This window comes from Salmonella sp. SAL04213 (assembly GCF_046550535.1).
In the GTDB taxonomy this organism is placed as follows: Bacteria; Pseudomonadota; Gammaproteobacteria; order Enterobacterales; family Enterobacteriaceae; genus Salmonella; species Salmonella enterica.
This window is the reverse complement of record NZ_JBGDXS010000004.1, coordinates 252,832-273,493: the sequence shown is the minus strand read 5'-3', so window position 1 is coordinate 273,493 and position 20,662 is coordinate 252,832. Positions and strand designations below refer to the sequence as shown.

The 20,662-nt window shown below is 54.3% G+C and carries 18 protein-coding genes; 4 read left to right on the top strand and 14 right to left on the bottom strand.

What is annotated here, in order from left to right; all coding sequences use genetic code 11:
* Window positions 1-246: 246 nt before the first annotated feature.
* Entirely contained in the window at window positions 247-1,128 is an 882-nt protein-coding gene (locus ACLJPQ_RS13075) for an ROK family protein (protein WP_080184959.1), read from the bottom strand.
* A gap of 168 nt (window positions 1,129-1,296) precedes the next feature.
* Here ACLJPQ_RS13075 and aldB point away from each other — a divergent pair, with 168 nt between their 5' ends.
* Window positions 1,297-2,835 (top strand): aldehyde dehydrogenase AldB, encoded by a 1,539-nt coding sequence (aldB, locus tag ACLJPQ_RS13070; protein ID WP_000183988.1) that lies wholly within the window; start codon window positions 1,297-1,299, stop codon window positions 2,833-2,835.
* A 285-nt stretch (window positions 2,836-3,120) separates the two neighbouring features.
* Here the strand turns inward: aldB and ACLJPQ_RS13065 are convergent, their stop codons facing one another.
* Complete coding sequence (locus tag ACLJPQ_RS13065) at window positions 3,121-5,076, bottom strand: glycoside hydrolase family 127 protein (protein ID WP_080184960.1); 1,956 nt, start codon at window positions 5,074-5,076, stop codon at window positions 3,121-3,123.
* A 263-nt stretch (window positions 5,077-5,339) separates the two neighbouring features.
* Between ACLJPQ_RS13065 and ACLJPQ_RS13060 the strand changes: the two genes are divergently transcribed.
* On the top strand, window positions 5,340-6,155 hold the full coding sequence (locus ACLJPQ_RS13060; RefSeq protein WP_000891816.1) for a helix-turn-helix domain-containing protein: 816 nt from the start codon (window positions 5,340-5,342) through the stop codon (window positions 6,153-6,155).
* 160 nt (window positions 6,156-6,315) lie between these two features.
* On the opposite strand, the gene araD is transcribed toward ACLJPQ_RS13060, so the two are convergent.
* The 10 genes from araD to yiaK form a co-directional block, all read right to left on the bottom strand.
* Window positions 6,316-7,011 (bottom strand): L-ribulose-5-phosphate 4-epimerase, encoded by a 696-nt coding sequence (araD, locus tag ACLJPQ_RS13055; RefSeq protein WP_000893169.1) that lies wholly within the window; start codon window positions 7,009-7,011, stop codon window positions 6,316-6,318.
* Complete coding sequence (locus ACLJPQ_RS13050; protein WP_023206929.1) at window positions 7,005-7,865, bottom strand: L-ribulose-5-phosphate 3-epimerase; 861 nt, start codon at window positions 7,863-7,865, stop codon at window positions 7,005-7,007. Before ACLJPQ_RS13050 ends, araD begins: the two co-directional genes overlap by 7 nt.
* Window positions 7,858-8,520: a 3-keto-L-gulonate-6-phosphate decarboxylase UlaD gene (ulaD, locus tag ACLJPQ_RS13045; RefSeq protein ID WP_023181759.1), complete on the bottom strand. Its 663-nt coding sequence runs from the start codon at window positions 8,518-8,520 to the stop codon at window positions 7,858-7,860. Before ulaD ends, ACLJPQ_RS13050 begins: the two co-directional genes overlap by 8 nt.
* Entirely contained in the window at window positions 8,517-10,013 is a 1,497-nt protein-coding gene (locus ACLJPQ_RS13040; protein WP_080108743.1) for an FGGY-family carbohydrate kinase, read from the bottom strand. The genes ulaD and ACLJPQ_RS13040 overlap by 4 nt, the downstream gene beginning before the upstream one ends.
* 3 nt (window positions 10,014-10,016) lie before the next feature.
* Window positions 10,017-11,003 (bottom strand): 2,3-diketo-L-gulonate TRAP transporter substrate-binding protein YiaO, encoded by a 987-nt coding sequence (gene yiaO, locus ACLJPQ_RS13035; RefSeq protein ID WP_000766337.1) that lies wholly within the window; start codon window positions 11,001-11,003, stop codon window positions 10,017-10,019.
* A gap of 11 nt (window positions 11,004-11,014) precedes the next feature.
* The gene (gene yiaN, locus ACLJPQ_RS13030) at window positions 11,015-12,292 is read right to left on the bottom strand and encodes a 2,3-diketo-L-gulonate TRAP transporter large permease YiaN (protein ID WP_000301822.1); all 1,278 of its coding nucleotides are present in this window, start codon (window positions 12,290-12,292) and stop codon (window positions 11,015-11,017) included.
* Window positions 12,293-12,294: 2 nt separating this feature from the next.
* Window positions 12,295-12,768, bottom strand: a complete 474-nt coding sequence (gene yiaM, locus ACLJPQ_RS13025; RefSeq protein WP_020899370.1) for a 2,3-diketo-L-gulonate TRAP transporter small permease YiaM — start codon at window positions 12,766-12,768, stop codon at window positions 12,295-12,297.
* 138 nt (window positions 12,769-12,906) lie between these two features.
* On the bottom strand, window positions 12,907-13,839 hold the full coding sequence (locus ACLJPQ_RS13020; protein WP_047606889.1) for a DUF4862 family protein: 933 nt from the start codon (window positions 13,837-13,839) through the stop codon (window positions 12,907-12,909).
* A 23-nt stretch (window positions 13,840-13,862) separates the two neighbouring features.
* Window positions 13,863-14,327 carry a YhcH/YjgK/YiaL family protein gene (locus ACLJPQ_RS13015; protein ID WP_000576056.1) on the bottom strand — a complete coding sequence of 155 codons (465 nt, stop codon included), beginning with the start codon at window positions 14,325-14,327 and terminating at the stop codon, window positions 13,863-13,865.
* A gap of 11 nt (window positions 14,328-14,338) precedes the next feature.
* Window positions 14,339-15,337 (bottom strand): 3-dehydro-L-gulonate 2-dehydrogenase, encoded by a 999-nt coding sequence (gene yiaK, locus ACLJPQ_RS13010; RefSeq protein ID WP_000869008.1) that lies wholly within the window; start codon window positions 15,335-15,337, stop codon window positions 14,339-14,341.
* Between the two features lie 229 nt (window positions 15,338-15,566).
* Between yiaK and yiaJ the strand changes: the two genes are divergently transcribed.
* Entirely contained in the window at window positions 15,567-16,367 is an 801-nt protein-coding gene (gene yiaJ, locus ACLJPQ_RS13005; protein WP_000081338.1) for an IclR family transcriptional regulator YiaJ, read from the top strand.
* 116 nt (window positions 16,368-16,483) lie between these two features.
* A complete protein-coding gene (locus tag ACLJPQ_RS13000) occupies window positions 16,484-16,957 on the top strand; it encodes a 4Fe-4S dicluster domain-containing protein (protein WP_001078809.1) in 474 nt (157 codons plus the stop codon).
* Window positions 16,958-16,993: 36 nt separating this feature from the next.
* Here ACLJPQ_RS13000 and avtA read toward each other — a convergent pair whose 3' ends face one another.
* The gene (avtA, locus tag ACLJPQ_RS12995; RefSeq protein ID WP_000144379.1) at window positions 16,994-18,244 is read right to left on the bottom strand and encodes a valine--pyruvate transaminase; all 1,251 of its coding nucleotides are present in this window, start codon (window positions 18,242-18,244) and stop codon (window positions 16,994-16,996) included.
* Between the two features lie 173 nt (window positions 18,245-18,417).
* The gene (locus tag ACLJPQ_RS12990; protein ID WP_080184961.1) at window positions 18,418-20,445 is read right to left on the bottom strand and encodes an alpha-amylase; all 2,028 of its coding nucleotides are present in this window, start codon (window positions 20,443-20,445) and stop codon (window positions 18,418-18,420) included.
* Between the last annotated feature and the right edge of the window lie 217 nt (window positions 20,446-20,662).

Here is a 20,662-nt window from a genome sequence, read left to right as displayed (position 1 = left end):
TTGCGTTGCTTTATAAAAAGCACATCAGGAAATGAACCAGATGTGCTTTTTATTTTTCTGGCTTCTTAAAATAGCCAGCGTGAACCTGTTATCAGGATAATTTCACCCGTATTCTTTGCGCCTTATTCAGGCGACTCACGATGAGATTGTGGAAATTTATCGCGCGGCGATGTAACGTCTTTGCCCGGTGGCGCGGACGCTTACCGGGCCTGCGTAGACGATGCAGGCCGGATAAGGCGTAACTCGTTAGCTTCGAGCGAGCTGTTGCTGCGCCAGCCAGACGGCGCCCAGCCTGCCCGCCTGATTTCCCAGTTGGCAGGGCTGAATCGGTACCTGGAGCGCCTCCCACATTTCAAACGTTTCAAGATGCCGCGTCAGGAGCGGGTAGAGCTTTTCCTGTTCGCTTATTCCTCCGCCGATCAGCACCACGCCCGGATCAAACATAGAGATCACGCTGTAAACGCCGCGTGACAGATAACGCGCCCAGTCATTGACCGCCTCACGCAGATGAACATCGGTCGCCATTCGTTCGAAGATCACATCCGCAGGCGGCATCTCTTCGGCGGGCAGCGCCAGCGCCTGGCGGCACGACGCCATTAATCCGCTGGTTGACGCGATTTTATGCATACTTTCGCCATTATTCCCGACCGGCATGACGCCGAATTCACCGGCGTGAAAATGCGCGCCGCGATACAGTTCTCGTCCGACGATAATACCGCCGCCAATGCCGGTTCCAATGGTAATACAGACCAGATTGTCATAATGCTGCCCGGCGCCTCGCCACATTTCGCCCAGCGCCGCGCAGTTCGCGTCGTTCTCCACGACCAGCGGCAGAGCGGTCAGCCCGCTGAACAACTCCATCAGGTTGACGTCATCCAGGTAAGCCAGCGCGCCCGCTTTTGCCGCATGACCGTTATGGGGATTAATATGGCCGGGGAAACTGACCCCGATTGCCGCAATGTCATAGTCCTGTTGGCAACGCGCCACCACATCCTGCCATTTGCGGGTAAACGTGGAGGCGTCCTCTGGCGTATCGAATTGATGATGGGTTAATTCTTCGCCGTCACTGTTAATCACGCCATATTTGACGTGAGTTCCTCCCACATCAATACCGATATATTGCTGCATAGTGTTCTCCGTACGTTAAACAGGCACCTGTTTAGTATGGCTAAAACCAGACGGAGAAACGTAAAGGAAAGTAATTCGTGATTGCTGTCGTAAAGCGGGAAACCATTGGCGAAAAATTCACCAGTACCGTCTACCCTTGTGGAGTACCTTTACAATAAGGAGTTGGTCATGACGAACAATCCCCCTTCAACACGTATTCAGCCAGGTGAATACGGGTACCCACTGAAGTTAAAAGCCCGCTATGACAATTTTATTGGCGGTGACTGGGTTGCGCCCGCCGACGGCGAATATTATCAAAACCTGACGCCAGTGACCGGCCAGCCGCTATGTGAAGTCGCTTCCTCCGGTAAAAAAGATATCGATTTAGCGCTCGACGCCGCGCATAAGGCGAAAGATAAGTGGGCGCATACGTCAGTACAAGACCGTGCCGCTATCTTGTTTAAGATCGCCGATCGGATGGAACAAAACCTCGAACTGTTGGCGACAGCGGAAACCTGGGATAACGGTAAACCGATTCGTGAAACCAGCGCCGCCGACGTACCGCTGGCGATCGATCATTTCCGCTATTTCGCCTCCTGTATACGTGCGCAGGAGGGCGGGATCAGCGAAGTTGATAGCGAAACCGTGGCCTACCATTTTCACGAACCGCTTGGCGTCGTGGGGCAGATAATCCCGTGGAACTTTCCGTTGTTGATGGCAAGCTGGAAAATGGCGCCAGCGCTGGCGGCGGGTAACTGCGTGGTGCTTAAACCGGCACGCCTGACGCCGCTTTCCGTTCTGCTGTTAATGGAAGTCATTGGCGATCTGTTACCGCCGGGCGTCGTCAACGTCGTGAACGGCGCGGGCGGCGAGATCGGCGAATATCTGGCGACCTCGAAACGTATCGCGAAGGTGGCGTTTACCGGTTCGACGGAAGTGGGTCAACAGATCATGCAGTACGCCACGCAGAATATTATTCCGGTGACGCTGGAGTTAGGCGGTAAATCGCCCAATATCTTCTTCGCTGACGTGATGGATGAGGAAGATGCGTTCTTTGATAAAGCGCTGGAGGGATTTGCCCTGTTTGCCTTTAACCAGGGCGAGGTGTGTACCTGTCCAAGCCGTGCGCTGGTCCAGGAGTCCATCTATGAGCGCTTTATGGAGCGCGCTATTCGCCGGGTAGAGAGCATTCGCAGCGGGAACCCGCTAGATAGCGGTACACAGATGGGGGCGCAGGTTTCCCACGGCCAGCTTGAGACTATCCTCAATTATATCGATATCGGTAAAAAAGAGGGGGCCGATATTCTGACCGGTGGGCGACGCAAGGAACTGGATGGCGAACTTAAAGAGGGCTATTACCTTGAGCCTACCATTCTGTTTGGTAAGAATAATATGCGCGTCTTTCAGGAGGAGATCTTTGGCCCGGTGCTGGCGGTAACCACCTTTAAAACCATGGAGGAGGCGCTGGAAATCGCTAACGATACCCAATACGGCCTGGGCGCTGGCGTCTGGAGCCGCAACGGCAATCTGGCCTATAAGATGGGGCGCGGCATTCAGGCCGGGCGCGTATGGACCAACTGCTATCACGCCTATCCGGCACATGCGGCGTTCGGCGGCTATAAGCAGTCGGGCATCGGGCGCGAAACGCATAAGATGATGCTGGAACACTACCAGCAAACCAAGTGCCTGCTGGTGAGCTATTCCGATAAGCCGCTGGGGCTGTTCTGACGCAAGAGGTAATGCCCGATGGCGCTGCGCTTATCGGGCCTACCGCATTGATATCAGCCTGGTGGTAATGCCCGATGGCGCTGCGCTTATCGGGCCTACCGCATTGATATCAGCTTGGTGGTAATGTCTGATGGCGCTGCGCTTATCGGGCCTACCGCGTTGATATTAGCCTGGTGGTAATGTCTGATGGCGCTTCGCTTATCAGGCCTACAAAAATTCATCGCAATATACTGATATTGCAAATCTTGTAGGCCGGATAAGGCGCAGCCGCCATCCGGCACAGTATTACCGCTCGTTAACCCAAATCCGCATTTCGCCCTCGCCACGGTTGGCCCAGCTAAACCACGGAATGAAGGTTAGCGTCTGCGGCTGGCGCGATGACGGCGCGTTATCGTAGTGCCACAACGCCTGATGCTGCGCATCTGGGGCGCTTTGCTTCTCGCCTTCAGCCTGAATCAGCATCTTATGCGCAAAAAGCCCTTTGCCCTCAAAGACCCGGAATTCACTCTCTTTCGGTAGCCACAGATTATGCAGTTCTTCGCCGTTATCGGCCTGCTCAAGGCAATAGACCAGCGGCCCGCGCTGAATGGCGACCTTACCGGCGACGTGACGCGCCAGCGGATTGCCATACACGCGGCGAACCGGCATCGGCAGCGTCAGGGTTATCGTATCGCCCTCCTGCCAGGTCCGACGGATATGCAGATAACCTTTGCGAATATCCTGCTCCACTTCCAGCCCGTTGAGCGTCACTTTTGCCTCAGGGCACCAGTCCGGCAGACGTAGCGCCAGCGTGTGACGTACCGGCTGCACAGAGTCGATGGCGATCTTCACCTGCTCATGCCACGGGTAGTTCCCGCTGATTCGCAGTTTGAGCGCGCCATTTTCAACCGGTATTTCCATGCTGTTACCCACGTACATATTGATGTACAGCGCATCCGCACGCGGCGTGTAGATGTAGTGACCAAGGGAGGTGAGCACGCGGGCGATGTTCGGCGGGCAGCAGGCGCAGCCAAACCAGCGCTGGCGGATGGGCTTAACGTGATCGTAAATATGGTTGAATTTTAACGATTTTGGATGCACTTCCAGCGGGTTGACGTAGAAGAAATGCTTGCCATCCAGCGCCATACCGCCGAGGACGGTGTTGTACAGCGCGCGCTCCATCACGTCGGCGTACTGGCTATCGGCTTCCATTTCCAGCATCCGGCGGGCGAACATCATCAGGCCGATTGAAGCGCAGCTTTCCGCATAGACCGAATCATTCGGTAAATCGTAATCGCTGCTAAAGGCTTCGCCGCTGCTCTGGGAACCGATGCCTCCGGTGATATACAGCTGACGCTGCGCCATATTTTTCCACAGGCGCAGGCAGTCCTGGCGTTTGCCTTCATCGTTGCTCAGGCGAGCGAGATGCGCCACGCCAGTCATCAGATAGACAAAACGTACCGCGTGGCCAATGGCCGTCTGCTGCTGCGAAATTGGCAGATGCGCCTGGCTGTAGGCTTTGTCTTTGACCATCCACGCCGGGCCGTAGGTATGCCAGTAAGAGGTTTGGCCGCGTTTTTCGTACTCTTCGTCGTAGAAGTGCGGTTGGGCGCCGCGCTGCCCGATAAAGTAGCTTGCCAGCGTCATATAGCGCGGCTGCTCTGTTACCTCATACAGACGCATCAGCGCCAGCTCAATTTCCGGGTGGCCCGGATAGCCGTGCAGCTGATTTTCGCCAGGGCCGAAAGTGCTGTCGATATGATCGGCCAGGCGACAAACGACGTCTAGCAGCCGACGCTTGCCGGTGGCCTGAAAGAAGGCGACGCCCGCTTCAATCAGATGCCCGGCGCAATAAAGCTCGTGGCACTCCGCCAGGTTGCTCCAGCGTTCTTGCGGGGCTTTTGCCGTAAAGTACGTATTGAGATAGCCATCGTCACACTGCGCGGCGGTCACCAGTTCAATCACCTCATCGGCGGTTTTCTCAAGCGCGGGATCGGGCTTCTGGCACAGTGACCAGGCAACCGCTTCCAGCCATTTCGCCACGTCGCTGTCCTGAAAGACCATGCCGTAAAAGTCGCCCGTCTGCTGGCCTGCGGCAATGCGGAAATTTTCAATGGCATGGCTGGGTTCAGCCTCTGGAATACGATCGTTTAACGCATCCCACTGGTAAGGAATAACCACATCGCGAACCAGTTGTTGATACTGTCCGAGGAACGGATCGCTGACCGTCAGTTTATGCAGATCGACTTCCAGTACGTTCATTTCGTGCTCCTTAAGGCTGTAGAGGTCATAGATATTCCTCGCTGACGGGGTATTTTATGGCAGTAATTTTTATTTTCGCGTTATGACTTGATTCATTTTGCCCGGATAGCGGTGAGCGACAAGGCGATAAAAGAGTAAAAAAAGATGACGATTCCGACCCGTATTTAAAAATGTGAGATGGATCGAGTGAAATGACTATTTTTAGTTAATAATCAAAAGCTAATATGAAATACGGTGCTAAATGAGCGGGAAATGACCTATTAATGCTCGAATTATCCATGACATTACCGATTAAAGTCCAAAACGGCGGATTATTTATTTCTCGCGGCATTGGGCGTCATCCTGCCAGGCGTCTGCAATCGTGGGAAATTATATTTGTGGAAAAAGGCTGCCTGAAAATTCAGGAAGAAGAATGTGTTTTCTGTGTCGAAGCCGGGGAAAGCCTGTTGCTTTGGCCGCATCGCCGCCATATTGGCGTTGAGGAGTTTCCCGCCGATCTTAAATTTTACTGGCTCCATTTTGAGGTCAAAGCGCCTGACAGCGACCCGCGCTGGCTGACGCATCTTTCCGTGCCGCAGCATACCCAGGTTGCCGATCCGCAGGCGCTGATTGCGCTTTTTCGCCAGTTTATGAACGAGCAGGAAAAGCACCAGCGCAGCCCGGCGCTGGAGTTCATCGTGCTGCTGATTTTGCAGCAGCTCACTGTTGACGCCCGGCAGAATGAAAACGCCGAGGCCGCTGGCGTGTCGCTGGCCTGGAAAGTGCAGCAGCTGATTCGAACGCACTATCACCTGCCGCTTTCCAGCTCGGTTCTGGCGAAAGAACTGCATTGCAATGTGGATTATCTGGGACGCGTTTATCGGCGGGTATTTCACCTTACGCTAACGGAAGCCATCCACCGCCAGCGGGTGCGCGAGGCGGAAAAGTTGCTGATTAGCGACGCGCGTTCGTTAAAAGAGGTGGCGGAGCGGTGCGGTTTTAATGACGTTGGTTACTTTCGCCAGATCTTCCGCAAGCACACCGGCCTGACGCCTACCGCCTGGAAGCGGCGCTACAGTAAGGAACACGTTAATTCTTGAGTATAATCTTTGGCCCTCTGACAAAGCGGTTGCAAACTGAATGTCCGATGGCGCTTTGCTTATCGGGCTTACAAGAGTTCATCACAACGTATTGATATTGCAAATCTTGTAGGTCGGATAAGGCGCAGCCGCCATCTGACACAGGCTGTGGCTGCCGGCATTACTGCCCGTAATAGGCATTCGCGCCGTGTTTACGCAGATAGTGTTTATCGAGCAATTCCGGCTGCATATCCGGCAACTGCGGAGCCAGCTGGCGCGAGAACAGCCCCATATAGGCGCACTCCTCAAGCACCACGGCGTTGTGGACGGCATCGGCGGCATTTTTACCCCAGGCAAACGGGCCGTGTGAATGAACCAATACCGCCGGGATTTGCGCCGGATCCAGACCGCGCTCTTCAAAGGTTTTAATAATCACCTCGCCGGTCTGATACTCGTACTCGCCGTTAATTTCCTCAACGGTCATCAGTCGGGTACAGGGGATCGCGCCATAGAAATAGTCGGCGTGGGTGGTGCCCCAGGCGGGCAGATCGAGCCCGGCCTGCGACCAGATCGTCGCATGGCGGGAATGGGTATGCACGATCCCACCGATCTGCGGATAGCGGCGATAGAGCGCCAGATGGGTCGCGGTATCGGACGACGGTTTTTTATGGCCTTCAACGACCTTACCGCTGGCGATCTCTACCACCACCATATCGTCGGCGGTCATCACCTCATATTCAACGCCGGAAGGCTTGATGACCATCAGTTTGCGCGTCTCATCGACCGCGCTGACGTTGCCCCAGGTAAAGGTGACCAGCCCGTGCGCCGGGAGGGCCAGGTTTGCCGCCAGCACCTCGGCTTTCAGTTGCTCTAACATGTGAAACCTCCTTCCTGCATCCGTGATTCAATCCAGCGGCGGGCCTGGATAATTTCCAGCACCGGCTCGCTGGCTTTCTCTGTCCACATCTCAATCAGAAATGAACCGCGATAGTTCAGCTCATGCAGCGTTTTGAAGATGCCCACAAAATCAACGCATCCTTCGCCAAACGGCACGTCGCGGAACTGGCCGGGGCTATCGCCGGTCACCGGCAGCGTATCTTTCAGATGAATTGCGGCGATACGGTCAATCCCCAGCTTCAGCTCGGCGGTCACGTCGTTCCCCCAGGCGCTGAGGTTGCCGACGTCTGGATAAACGGTGAACCACGGTGACGAAAGCATCTCGTCCCACTTTTTCCACTTGCTGATGGAGTTCATAAACGCGGTATCCATGATTTCCACCGCCAGCATCACCTGCGCCGCTGCGGCCTGTTCCACCGCCCACGCCAGCCCTTCGGCGAAACGTTGCTGGGTGCCTTCGTCGTGCTCTTCGTAATAGACGTCGTAACCTGCCAACTGGATGGTGCGGATACCGAGATCGCGCGCCAGGCGAATGGCTTTGGTCATGATTTCACGCGCCCGCTGGCGTACCGCTTCGTCGCGGCTGCCAAAAGGGAATCGACGATGGGCGGAGAGGCACATCGACGGGATGGCGACGCCGCTTTCCAGCATCGCGCTCACCAGAGATGCGCGCTGAGCCGAGGTCCATTCGAGGCGCGAAAGGCGTTCATCCGTTTCGTCCACCGACATCTCGACAAAATCAAAACCGCAGCTTTTTGCCAGCACCAGCCGCTCTGGCCAACTGAGATCTTTCGCCAGTGCTTTCTCGTAAATACCTAATGGATGATTACGCATGCTTTTCTCCCCAAATGGCGTCAATTTGGGCGTGGAATTCGGCGGCGACCTGCGCCGGATGGGCGGCACCTGCCAGCGCACGTCCGGCGATAAATGCCTTAACGTTAACGTCGCGGAACAGCGGCAGATCCGCTGGGGTAATGCCGCCGGTAATCGATAGTTCAAGGCCGATGTCGGACAACGCTTTCATACGCGTCAGGTCCGCTTCGCCCCACTGCTGCCCGCTGGCCTGCGCATCGCGTCCGCGGTGGTAAATCGCCTGGCGAACCCCGACGCGATACCAGTCTCGGGCGTCGTCCAGCGTCCAGTTGCCGAACAGTTCCATTTGAATTTCACCGCCGCAGGATTGCGCGACGGCATGGCCTTTCTCGACGGTCGCGAGTGGCGCAGCGCAGATGATAGTCATCCAGTTAGCGCCAGCGCTAAAAGCCTGCTGCGCCAGGGTTTCACCGGCATCGGCCACTTTCCAGTCGGCGACGATGATTTTTTCCGGGCACTGCGCTCGCAGGGCTTTCACCGCGCTAAGGCCTTCGGTTAAACAAAGGATGGTTCCGGCCTCAACGATATCGACATGATCCTGTAGCAGGGCGACATCGCGTTGGGCTGCTTCCAGACTGGTGTGGTCGAGCGCCAGTTGCAGTAATGGTCGGCTCATAATGCGTGCTCCTTAATACGGGCGTGATAGCCCTGTAGTGCTTCAATCAAATCCTGGTATTGGCGGTATTTGCGCTGGTAGAGGGCGTGTGCGGTCATGTCCGGCAGCAGCGTGCGCACCGGGTGCTGCAGGTCGCGTTGGGCCTCGCGGAAATCGCGATATACGCCGGTGCCGACGCGGGCTGCCAGCGCCGCGCCGAAGCAGCCGGTCTCCTCCACCTGCGGCAGCTCGATGCGTAAACCGCTGACGTCCGCCAGCATCTGCATCCAGACGTCGGAGTGGGCCGGGCCGCCGGTAACGCGCAGGGCGCAAACGTCGGTAAAACGTTCACGCATGCGGTTGAGGTGGGTCATATGGCTGAAGACCACGCCTTCATAAATCGCCTGCAGCAGGTGCGCGCGGGTGTGCAGCGCCTGCATGCCGTAAAAACCGCAGGTCATCTCCAGTCCGGCATTGCTGCCGTAGAGAAACGGCAGAAAAAAGAGGTCGCTACCGGCTTTCGGCAGGCTGGCGACCGCCTGATTGATCTCGTCAAAAGAGAGGTAGCCCCACTGGGCGGTAAACCATTCAAGGTTGCCGGAGGAGGTCGGGCTGGCTTCGTGAACGATATACTGCCCGTCATTGACGTAGCGGCCATAGACGTAAGGATGGGCCTCATGGTCGCGCAGACCGTGAGCGATGCCGCTGGTGACGGCCCAGGTACCCATCACCGCATTGAGCGTTGATTCATCCTCAATACCGGCGCAAAGGGCGGTGGAAACCACGTCAAACAGGCCGCCGACGACGGGGGTACCCGCCGCCAGACCGGTGATGGCGGCTGCCTGAGCGGTGATCTCCCCGCATATTTCGGCTGAACCCACCACGGGGGGCAGCGCGCTGTCGATTTCACTGATGCCCAGCCACTCGGTCAGACGCAGGTCGTACTGGCCCGTCGCCATGTTGTAGAGGTTGGACTCGGAGATGTTGCTCTCCTCACAGCCTTTCACGCCGGTTAAGCACCAGCGCAGATAGTCATGCGTCATCATGACGCAGCCTATCTGCGCGTAGCGCTGCGGCTCATTCTCTTTTACCCAGCGTAAAAGGGAGACTGGATGCCCGGTCCACAGGGTTTGCCGGGTCAGCGGGTAGAGTTTTTGCGGAACCGCTTCTTTTTGCCAGCGCTGGACAATTTCCATGGCGCGACGGTCGGAAGAGAGTATCGCTTTACCTAATGGCCGATCGCTTTTATCTAACAGGAACAGGCCCTTACCCTGAGCGGAAATACCCAGACCGCGGATTTGTGAGCCGCTCACCCCCGTGTGCGTCAGCAGTTTGCTGATGACCGAGCCGCACTGTTGCCACAGTTCGGTCATATCGCGTTCAACCCAGCCTGGCTGCGGGCTTAAAGCGTGCAGCGGCAGGCGTTGCACCGCTACTTCCCGGCCTGCGCCATCGTACAACCCGGCTTTTAGCCAACTCCCACCACAATCTAACCCCAGCCAGTAGTTGCTCATGACTTATTGCACCTCGTCCACGGCTTTCAGGAGATCGGCGCCCTGCGGGTTGTCTTTCAGGAACATATCGCGCACCTGGCTGCCCAGCGCATCGCTGAAGGCTTTACGGTCGATATCGGTCAGGACTTCAACTCCGGCTTCTTTCATGCCATCGATAATTTTTTGCTGATCTTCGGCGACCAGTTTGCGCTGGTAGTCACCCGCTTCTTTGGCGGAACTCAGCAGTGCCTCCTGGAACTGCGGGCTTAAAGCGTCGAATTTGGCTTTATTGATCACCAGCAGCAGAGGCGAATAGGCGTGATGAGTGAGGGAGAGGTATTTCTGTACCTCATAGAATTTCGCTGACCACACGACGTTGATAGGGTGCTCCTGGGCATCAATCGTACGGGTTTCGAGGCCGGTATAGACTTCGGAGAATGGCATCGGAATAGGGTTCGCGCCGAAGATTTTAAAGGCCGCGATATTCATTGGGCTGTTGTTAGTGCGGATTTTTAAGCCTTTCAAATCGCCCGGCGTTTTTACCGGCGCGCGGGAGTTGGTGACGTCGCGCCAACCGTTTTCCCAGTAGGCGAGGACTTTTAACCCTTTTGAATCGAGTGATTTTTTCAGTTCATCGCCGACTTTGCCGTCGAGCGTTTTATGCGCATGCGCGGTATCGCGAAACAGGAAGGGGACATCAAGTAAGTTGAATACAGGGGCCAGGCCGGTGAAATTGTTCGAACCGGACATTTCCATATCAATGGTTCCGCCGCGCACCCCGCTGATCATTGCCTGGGCGTTACCTAATGTGCTGTCAGGAAAGAGTTTTAGCGTTAATTCGCCGTTAGTTTTTTCTTTTAATAGTTCGTTAAATTTTTTCGCGGCAATATGTTGGGAGTCAGTTTGCGGTGTTTCATAACCAAAACGTAAAGATTGCGCCGCCAGAGACGACACGCTGAAAACCGTCAGACCAGCTATCAATAATGAACGAGCAATAACGTGTAATTTCATAATATTATCCTTTAATTAATCCATTTAAGCGGTGTGATAATTAGCTCGGGAATAAAAATAAATAAAACCAGCAGCGACATCAGGACGACAACGTAAGGGAATACGCCTCTTACCGCGTCATCAAATTTCAATTTTGCTACCCCGGAAATAACGTTGAGGACGTTGCCAACGGGCGGTGTGATTAATCCAATAGAGCAGTTAATAATGAACATGACGCCGAAATAAATCGGGTCAATATTGGCTTCTTTAACTAATGGCAATAATACAGGGGTAAGAATTAACACCGTTGGCGTCAAATCCATCACCATACCGACGACCATAATTGAGATCATAATGACGATAAATAAGAGTCGCGGAGAGTCGACCAGCGGCTGCAGCAAATCTGACACCATCATGGGTAATTCCGCGATCGTAATCAGCCAGGCGGATACCTGGGCCGCGGCCACCAGAAACATGACGACTGACGTCGTTTTGGCGGCATTGACCAGCACGTGGTAGAGACTGGAAAACGTTAATTCCCGATAGATAACCACGGCGACAAAGAGGGCGTAAAACGCGGCGACCGCCCCTGCCTCCGTTGGCGTGAAAAGTCCGGAACGGAAGCCGCCGATGATAATCACCGGTAAAAACAGCGCCCAGATACCTGAAACCAATGATTGCCAGATTTCACGCGGTGTTGCTTTAGGCTGAGAAGGGAGATTTAATCGCCCGGCCTGCCACCACCAGGTGAGCATAAGCGCCGCGCCCATCATGATGCCCGGTGCGATCCCGGCCATAAACAGCTTGCTGATCGACAAGCCGCTGGAAACGCCGAAGATAATAAAAGGAATCGAGGGGGGAATAATTGGCGCAATGATCCCGCCGGAAGCGATTAACCCAACGGAGCGGTTGATCGGATAGTTTGCGGAGCGCATCATCGGCACCAGCAGCGCGGCGACCGCAGCGGTATCTGCTACCGCAGAGCCGGAAAGGCTGGCCATAATCATTGCCGCAATGACGCCCACGTAGCCCAGGCCGCCGGGCTTATGGCCGACCAGCTTCATCGGCAGGTCGACAATTCGCTTTGACAGGCCGCCCGCGTTCATGATTTCACCGGCCAAAACAAAAAAGGGAATGGCCAGCAGGGAGAAACTGTCCGCGCCGTTAACCAGAGTTTGCGCCATAATCTGCACGTCAAACATATCCAGGTATGCCATCAGAGCAGCGCCGCAAAGCAGCAGCGACCAGGCGATGGGTAAACCTATCGCGATCCCGCCGAGCAGGCAGCAGAGAAATATCACCACGGCCATGATTAGGCTCCTTGCTGTGGTTGTTGAAAGGAATCGTTACGCGTTATTAAGTGATAAAGCCGACGCAGCTCGATTAACGCGATAGCAACGCTTGTGGGCAGACAGGCGATATACATCAGGCCGATCGGTAAACCGAGGATTGGCGAGTGATCGCTCCAGTCCTGCAACGCTTTTTGCAGGCTGCCCCAGCCTAATGCGATGCATAACAATAAAATCAGTGAATGCGTCAGCAGCGAGAGACGACGCTGATTCGTTGGCGAAAGTTTTTCCACCACAAAAGTGACCTGAACGTGAGCGTTATCCATAAATGCAACGATGGCGCCAATAAACGTCAGCCATACAAATAGATAACGTGATAGTTCATCTACCGACAAAATACTGCTCTCAAAACCGTAACGTAAAATAACGTTAATAAATACAATGCAGGAAAGTACGGCAATTAATACCGCAAGTATGCCCTCAAGTACCCGCTTCATAACGACTCCATCAGGTTATAGAAACTTATTTCTTTCGATGCTGAATAGTGGAACTTAATTTCTTATGTTTGGTTTATATTAGGTCGGCGCAACGTTGAGTTGCAGGCCGAGAATTAAGGTGATGATGTTTAATTCAGGTTAGCGGCGTGTGGCCTTTTTCATCATGTTAATACCATCGCGTAATATATTTATGCGGTGATTAATATCGGCGCTGGCATTGATTTCCAACAATTTAATACCGGTAAACTGCAACAGTTCGGGAGCGGCGGCGGTAATCAGTTCTTGAACATGTTTCTCCGTCATCAGGCTTTGTGGACAGAAAGGTGCAAACGGAGCATGGAGGTCCTGCCATTCGCCGTATTCTCCATCCAGCGTTGTACCGGAGAACATCAGCGCCCCGAGTTTTCCAGCCTGTTTGGCCTGCTGCGTGTGGATCAGCGGTAGAGAGGTATCCCGCCCTTCAATAGCGGAGCGCGCCCAGTTAATGCAGACGCTTATGTCATAGTCGGCAATAGTTTCCAGTACGTTTACTAACGGTAAGAATCCTTTGCGCGGTGCGGGGCCGGTCATCGCGTCGCAGTGTTCAAGCACCAGGTCGCAGGACCAGTCCCAGTTGGCAATCTCTTTTAATGAGCGCGCAAAGGCGTCGGTTGCCTGCGCCACGTTCGGATTGCCCGCCAGAGGAGCGGCATGAAGCTCAAGGGCTATAACTTTGCCGGTATTGTTCCCATTGATTTTATTGATCTTCTGATGCAGATGACGATAGTACTCCACGCAGGCTTTACGCTGTTCCTCGTCACTGGACGCTAATCCAAAACCGCCGTTTTCGCTACGGCGGCGCATGGTTTCCATTATCGCGGTGACCACGATTTGCCAGTTTCCCGGTGTATGGCGCAATAACCACTCGTCGCCGAGCGGGTGAAGATGTTCAAGACAAGGCTGCTCCAGCCCCCGGATATCCGGAGTATCAGAGAGTTGCCGCCAGAATTCCGTCTCTTCCTCTTCACTCTTCTGGTGAAATGAGGGTGCACAAGGGTACGCACCGATAATATAACCGGTATTATTTTTCATTTTGTGCTCCAGTAAACTCTATTTTATAAAACGTCTATGGCGACTTTTACGACTATTTTCCGTATCGGCGTAGCAATGCTTTTATTACAACCTGGACGATGAACATCCTGCGGGAAAAACAGGGCATAACTTCCCGGTATCATTTCAATGAATGATTCATGTTCACTGTCGTGATAAAAAATAATATCGCGCTGTTCTAATAATGACTCGCTGATTTGATTATTACCGGTATCAATGGCAACCCCAATTTTCTCTTCACCCCATGCCAGAAACTGAATATCCAGATAGCGGCGATGGACTTCCGGACGATTTTCAGCAGCATCGCGGGTGGTCATATCGATAATCTGCGCGAAGATATTTTTGCCGTCGATTTCCACTACGCCAGGTTCCAGCGTGCGAAAGTCCGTATTGCGCAGGAAATCGAGCGCCTGCTCTATGGCCGACGGTAACCGGCACGGATCAGGCTGCGCGATATGTCCAAAAATCATGATGTGGCTCCTTACAGCGCCTGAATTTTAGCCCAGACGCTGTCGTCAATGGTGATACCGTGACGGCGGTTGTCATCCAGCAGTTTGGTAAATTCGTGGCCGGGCAGCCGAATCGCGACGTTGTCGTCGGCGCGTTCAGCGGTGGTGATGAAATCCATAATCCGCTGCAGTTTGGCGTCGCGGGTTGCACCATCGATCAGCTTATCCACTTCTATGGCGATGAAAATCTGCGAAACGCCATATTCATCGCTGTTTTCCTGGGTCACTTCGGCAACGGAAGAGCCGTTGGAAAGCAGGGTGGCAATCATGTCCAGCACAATCGACAGACCAGATCCTTTCCAGTAACCCATCGGTAAAATGCGGCGATTTTTCTCGATAACGCCCGGTTCTTTGGTCAACTGACCGTTATCGTCGAAACCGCCATCCACCGGCAGTTCGCGGCCCGCCAGACGGTTAACTTCTAACATTCCGTAGGAGAACATCGACATCGACATATCCACCATCGTGATCGGCGTAGACGGGATGGCGACGATCAGCGGATTGGTACCGATACGGCACTCTTTCGCCCCCCACGGCGGCATGACGGCGATGGAGTTGGTCCAGCAAATGCCGATATAGCCTTTTTCCGCCGCCTGCCAGCCGTAGCTGCCGCCGCGCATCCAGTGGTTAGCATTACGTAACGCCACCAGGCCAATACCATGATCGGAAGCCAGCTCGATGGCCCGGTCCATCATCTTTTTCGCCGTCAGGTTGCCGATAGCGCGCTGAGCATCCCACTGTTCGATGGCGCCGAGGCTGGTAACTCGCTGCGGTTTAGCATCAGGAATAATGTCGCCGTTATCCAGTTGCTGAATGAAGCGGGGAAAGCGGTTCACGCCGTGGGAATAGACACCGGACTCAGTGGTGCGAGCGAACATTTCCGCGCAGGCGTCGGCGGTATCTTCCGCAATATTCCGCGACCGCAAGACGCGGTAGAAGGCCCCTTTTAACTCTTCGAAAGTTACTTTCATCCCTGTTCTCCTGGTCGATTGTTAGAAATTTTAGTATGTTTTTTTGTCGATAAATTTCATAATGCGAAATCTAGTTCCAAATATATAGATCAAAAATTGACATGGCAACGCCAGAGAAGGTTTTTAAAAACGATTAAAATCATTGGGTTATGTTTTTTATGCTGATATCGTGAACTGCAACACACTTTGAGCTACCATCTGATCGCCCAAGAAAGGAGAGAGTTTTCTGATGAGCCAGAACAACGATAAAGAGAAGCCTGCGGGGAGTCAGAGCCTGTTTCGTGGCCTGATGTTGATAGAAATTTTGAGTAACTACCCGAACGGTTGCCCACTGGCGCACCTGTCGGAGCTGGCGGGGTTGAACAAGAGTACCGTCCATCGTTTGTTGCAGGGGCTTCAATCCTGCGGATACGTGACGCCAGCGCCGGCGGCCGGGAGCTACCGTCTGACGACAAAGTTTATTGCCGTCGGCCAAAAAGCCCTGTCATCGCTGAATATCATCCACGTTGCGGCACCGCACCTTGAGGCGCTCAACCTGGCCACCGGCGAGACGGTGAATTTTTCCAGCCGTGAAGATGACCACGCTATCCTGATTTATAAGCTGGAACCGACCACCGGTATGCTGCGCACGCGTGCCTACATTGGCCAGCATATGCCGCTGTACTGCTCGGCGATGGGGAAAATTTATATGGCGTTTGGTCAGCCGGATTATGTGGCGTCTTACTGGGAAAGCCATAAAGATCAGATCCAGCCGCTGACTCGTAATACCATTACCGATTTACCAGCAATGTACGATGAGCTGGCGCAAATTCGTGAAACCAGCATGGCGATGGATCGCGAAGAAAATGAACTGGGCGTTTCCTGTATTGCTGTGCCTGTGTTTGATATTCACCATCGAGTGCCTTACGCCATTTCTATTTCACTGTCGACGTCACGGCTAAAACAGATCGGCGAGAAAAATCTGCTCAAACCGTTGCGTGAAACCGCACAGGCTATCTCTAATGAGCTGGGATTTACCGTTCGCGAATAAGACAGCTCGCCAGGTTTTATCAGGCATCTGACAAAATTTGTCCGTTTGCGTAGTGGGATCAAAGCGGCGGGGAATGGCTCTCTGGCATTCTGGCGTTTTAACGCAGGGGGAGAACAATGAACCGGTTTATTATGGCGGATGCGTCGGCGTGTATCGGGTGTCGTACCTGCGAGGTCGCCTGCGTGGTGTCGCATCAGGAACAGCAGAATAGCGCGGCGGTGATGACGGCGGACTTTGTGCCGCGTATCCGGGTGATAAAAGAGGATAGCTTCACCACGGCCACGGTCTGCCATCAGTGTGAGGACGCGCCGTGCGCGAATGTCTGCCCGGTACAGGCGATTCGCCGTGACCGGGGGCATATCTTCGTGACGCCATCGCGCTGCATTGGTTGTAAAAGCTGTATGCTGGCTTGCCCGTTTGGTGCGATGACCGTGGTGGCGTCCGCGTCAGGCGCGCAGGCGATTAAATGCGATCTTTGCTGGCATCGGGAAGCGGGGCCGGCGTGCGTGGAAGCCTGCCCGACCAGTGCGTTACAGTGCGTTGACGCAGCACACGTGCAGCGCCAGCGCCTCTATTCTCAACCTTTCTGAACGTCGTTCCGGCCTGCATGATGGCCGGAATAGCCGTCAGCCTTCACGCCAGGCGCGTTCTATCTCTTCTGCCAGAATTTTTACGCCCGCCTCGATTTTATCCGGTTCAGGCACGTAGTTCATCCGCATACACTGGTGTGTGTGCGGCCAGGGTTTATCCAGTCCGGGAAAGAAATAGTGGCCCGGCACCATCAGCACGCCGCGCGCTTTCAAGCGTTGATAGAGTAGCTCGGTGGTAATCGGCAGATCTTTAAACCACAGCCACAAAAATATTGCGCCTTCCGGTTTATGAATCAGGCAGCGTTCTTCGGATAAATAGCGACGAATGATCGCGATAGTCTGTTGAACGCGCTGATAGTAGAAAGGTTTGATAACCGTTTCCGACAGCCGCAGCAGATCGTTACGCTTAATCATTTCGCACATCATCGCCGGACCCATGCCGCCGGGCGCAAGGCTGATGATGCCGTTCATGTTGGCAATGGCGGAAATCGTCTTATCATTGGCGATGATAATCCCGCAGCGGGAACCGGGCAGCCCCAGCTTCGAGAGGCTCATGCATAGGATAATATTGGGATTCCACAGCGGGCGCGCCTCGCTAAAGATAATGCCCGGAAACGGTACGCCGTAAGCGTTATCAATCACCAGTGGGATGTTGTGCTGATTCGCCAGTCTGTCCAGCTTCATCAGCTCTTCGTCGGTGATAACGTTACCGGTTGGGTTGGTCGGGCGCGAGACGCAAATCATCCCCGTTTCTTCGCCGATGTGCAGATGCTCAAAATCGACGTGATACTTAAACTGGCCTTCCGGCAGCAGCTCAATATTCGGGCGCGCCGAAACGAAGAGGTCGTCTTCCAGACCGGAATCCGCATAGCCGATGTATTCCGGCGCAAGCGGGAATAGTACCTTTTTCGTACTGCCGTCGGCGCGACGTCCGGCGAAGAGATTAAATAAGTAGAAAAACGCGCTCTGACTGCCATTTGTCAGCGCAATATTCTGTGGTTCGATATCCCATCCCAGCGTTTCACGTAGCAGTACGGCCAGTGCATTCAGTAGCGCCGTTTTTCCCTGGGGACCGTCATAATTACAAAGCGCATCAGCGGCTTTGCCGCTTTCTACCATATCTGTCAGTAGCGTCTGGAAATAATCCTGCATTGCAGGGATATGTGCCGGGTTACCGCCGCCAAGCATGATGGCGCCTGGCGTGCGTAAGCCGTCGTTGAGATCCTCCATCAGGCGGGTAATGCCTGAATGGCGGGTAAATTTATCGCCGAAAAGTGAAAATGTCATAACGGGTGATCTATCGAACTGTCTGTCAAAGTGGATAACCATAACGCTACAAATGGCGGGGCGCAAATGGGGGTCAGGCGGTAGTGTTGATGTTTTATGCTACAAATTTTTATCAGGTTAGTTTTTTATTTTGAAGGGGCTACCGGTACGCGAGGAGACCGGTAGCGCCACGATTAGCGGCGGCCCGCCCAGACGACCATCACCGTATCGTCGCCGTACTGGCGTACAAAACCGTACCCGTGTTTTAGCGTCAGCGTGGTTTGTTGGCCTGCGCCGATGGCGGGATGTCTGGCGCGGAACTGGCTAATACGCTGCCAGTGCGCGACGGCTGCGGCTGACTTTCCGCTCACGTCCTGCCAGTTCATATCTGAACGGGTGCCTTGCAGCGGGTCGGAGCCGGTGGGGCCGAAGGGACGAGCGGATTCATCGCCGTAAAAGATCTGCACCGCGCCCGGCGAAAGCAGCAGCAGTTCCGCCGCCTTATCACCGCCCTCACGGAAAAGGCGCGTATCATGCGAGGAGAGGTAACTTAATACGTTGAAATCCTGCATTTTATCCGCCATCTGCTGCCAGACTGGCCCCATTTCAGCCAGGCAATCGACCGCTTTCGCCGCCTGCTCCTGATAATCAAAATTGATCATCGCGTCGAAACCATAGCGATAATAATCACTTTTCATGACGCCGTGGCCCCACGCTTCGCCAGTCATCCAGAACGGGCTATCATCCAGCGCTTTGTCCGGATTGGCCTGCTTCCATTCACGTAACGCCGCGCTGGCCTGGGTTTTTAGCTGTTGCCAGGCAGGAAGCTCAACGTTTTTGGCAGTATCGACCCGGAACCCGTCAATGCCGTAATCATGCACCCACTGGCTTAACCAGTGAGTCAGATAATCCCGTGGCGTATAGCCCTCAATGAACTTTGCTTTAGTATCGGGTTTGTTGGCATAGAACACGGGTAGGCCGGAAGGCGTGGTAGATTCCGTTTTTATATCCGGCAGGAAGGCCAGCGACAGGGTTAAATCGTCAAATCCCGGACTGTCGTAGTCGCCAATATCGGTACGAATCCACTTTTTCCCCCACCATTTTTCCCAGGCGGCGCTGTCGCTGAAGTTGATGTAGTCGTTAAAGCTGTGCCAGCTTTGTCCGGCGGCGGGTCGCCAGTTTGTCCAGCGATCGCCGAGAATTTTTTGCCGTTCCGCGCCGGATAAATAGAGCGCGCCGAACTGATACTCCTGCATATCCGCCAGCGTGGCGTAACCGGCATGATTCATTACTACGTCAAATAAAATACGGATGCCGCGCTGGTGCGCGCCGTCGACCAGCGCGCGGAGATCGGCTTCGCTGCCCATATTGGCATCCAGCGTCGTCCAGTCCTGAGTGTAATAGCCGTGATAGGCGTAATGAGGAAAATCGCCTTTTGCTCCGCCGCCGACCCAGCCGTGGATCTGTTCAAACGGCGAGCTTATCCACAAGGCGTTCACGCCTAATTGCTGTAGATAGTCCAGTTGACTCGTCAACCCACGTAAATCGCCGCCGTGGAAAGTGCCAATCTCTTGCATACCATCCTTATGGCGACCATAGCTGTGGTCGTTGGTTGGCTCGCCATTGCGAAAGCGATCCGTAAGCACAAAATAAACGGTGGCGTTGCGCCAGTTAAAAGGCGCTGATGCATGGGTTTCCGCGCGTTCCAGCAATAAAAGCCCGTGGCTGTCGGCAGGTCGCAGCGTGATTTGCCCGTTTTGGACGGTATCGGTTTGACCACTGTAATAATCGCGCACTACCGTCCCTTCCGGAAAGGTCTGGTGGACATCCAGCGTGAGCGGCGAACCATCCCAGACGGGACACTGACGGGCGAGCTGCGCGGTGCGTTCAGGTTCAGTTTTTATCGATAACAGCAGGGTCGGCGTACCGGAGCGGGTATCTACCGTTATCGTATAGTCGCCATCTTTAAACAAACGCCATTGCGGCGGCGCGCCTTCGCAGGGTTTTAACGACAACATCTGGTTGAGTTTTATGGCGCCGGAGGGCTGCCAGCACTGCTGGTCAATATGGAGCGTTAACGCGCGTGTACCTTTTGTTAATGCAGCATGGCTGGTAAAGCGCCCGGTTTCCTGCGTCGAGAACGTCGGAAAACCGGGCGAGGTCCATGATGAGGCGATCGCGATACCGGGTATCAGCGTCAGAGCGAAGGCGGCAAGTTTCATCACGCTATCCTTTGTGGGCAATATTCATCAGCTTGCCTGGTTTTTAGGCGAATGAACTCCTCCCCAGCAGAGAGTCGCGCAGGAGGAGGCGCGAGGGTGAGCGACGAGGCGCAAAAAAACGCCTCTATTTGCGATAAGCACCACATTTTATTGGCATTATTGCTGCCTGTTATCGTTAATAGTTGACATAGTTTCGGATTAAGACTATTCCCTGAGG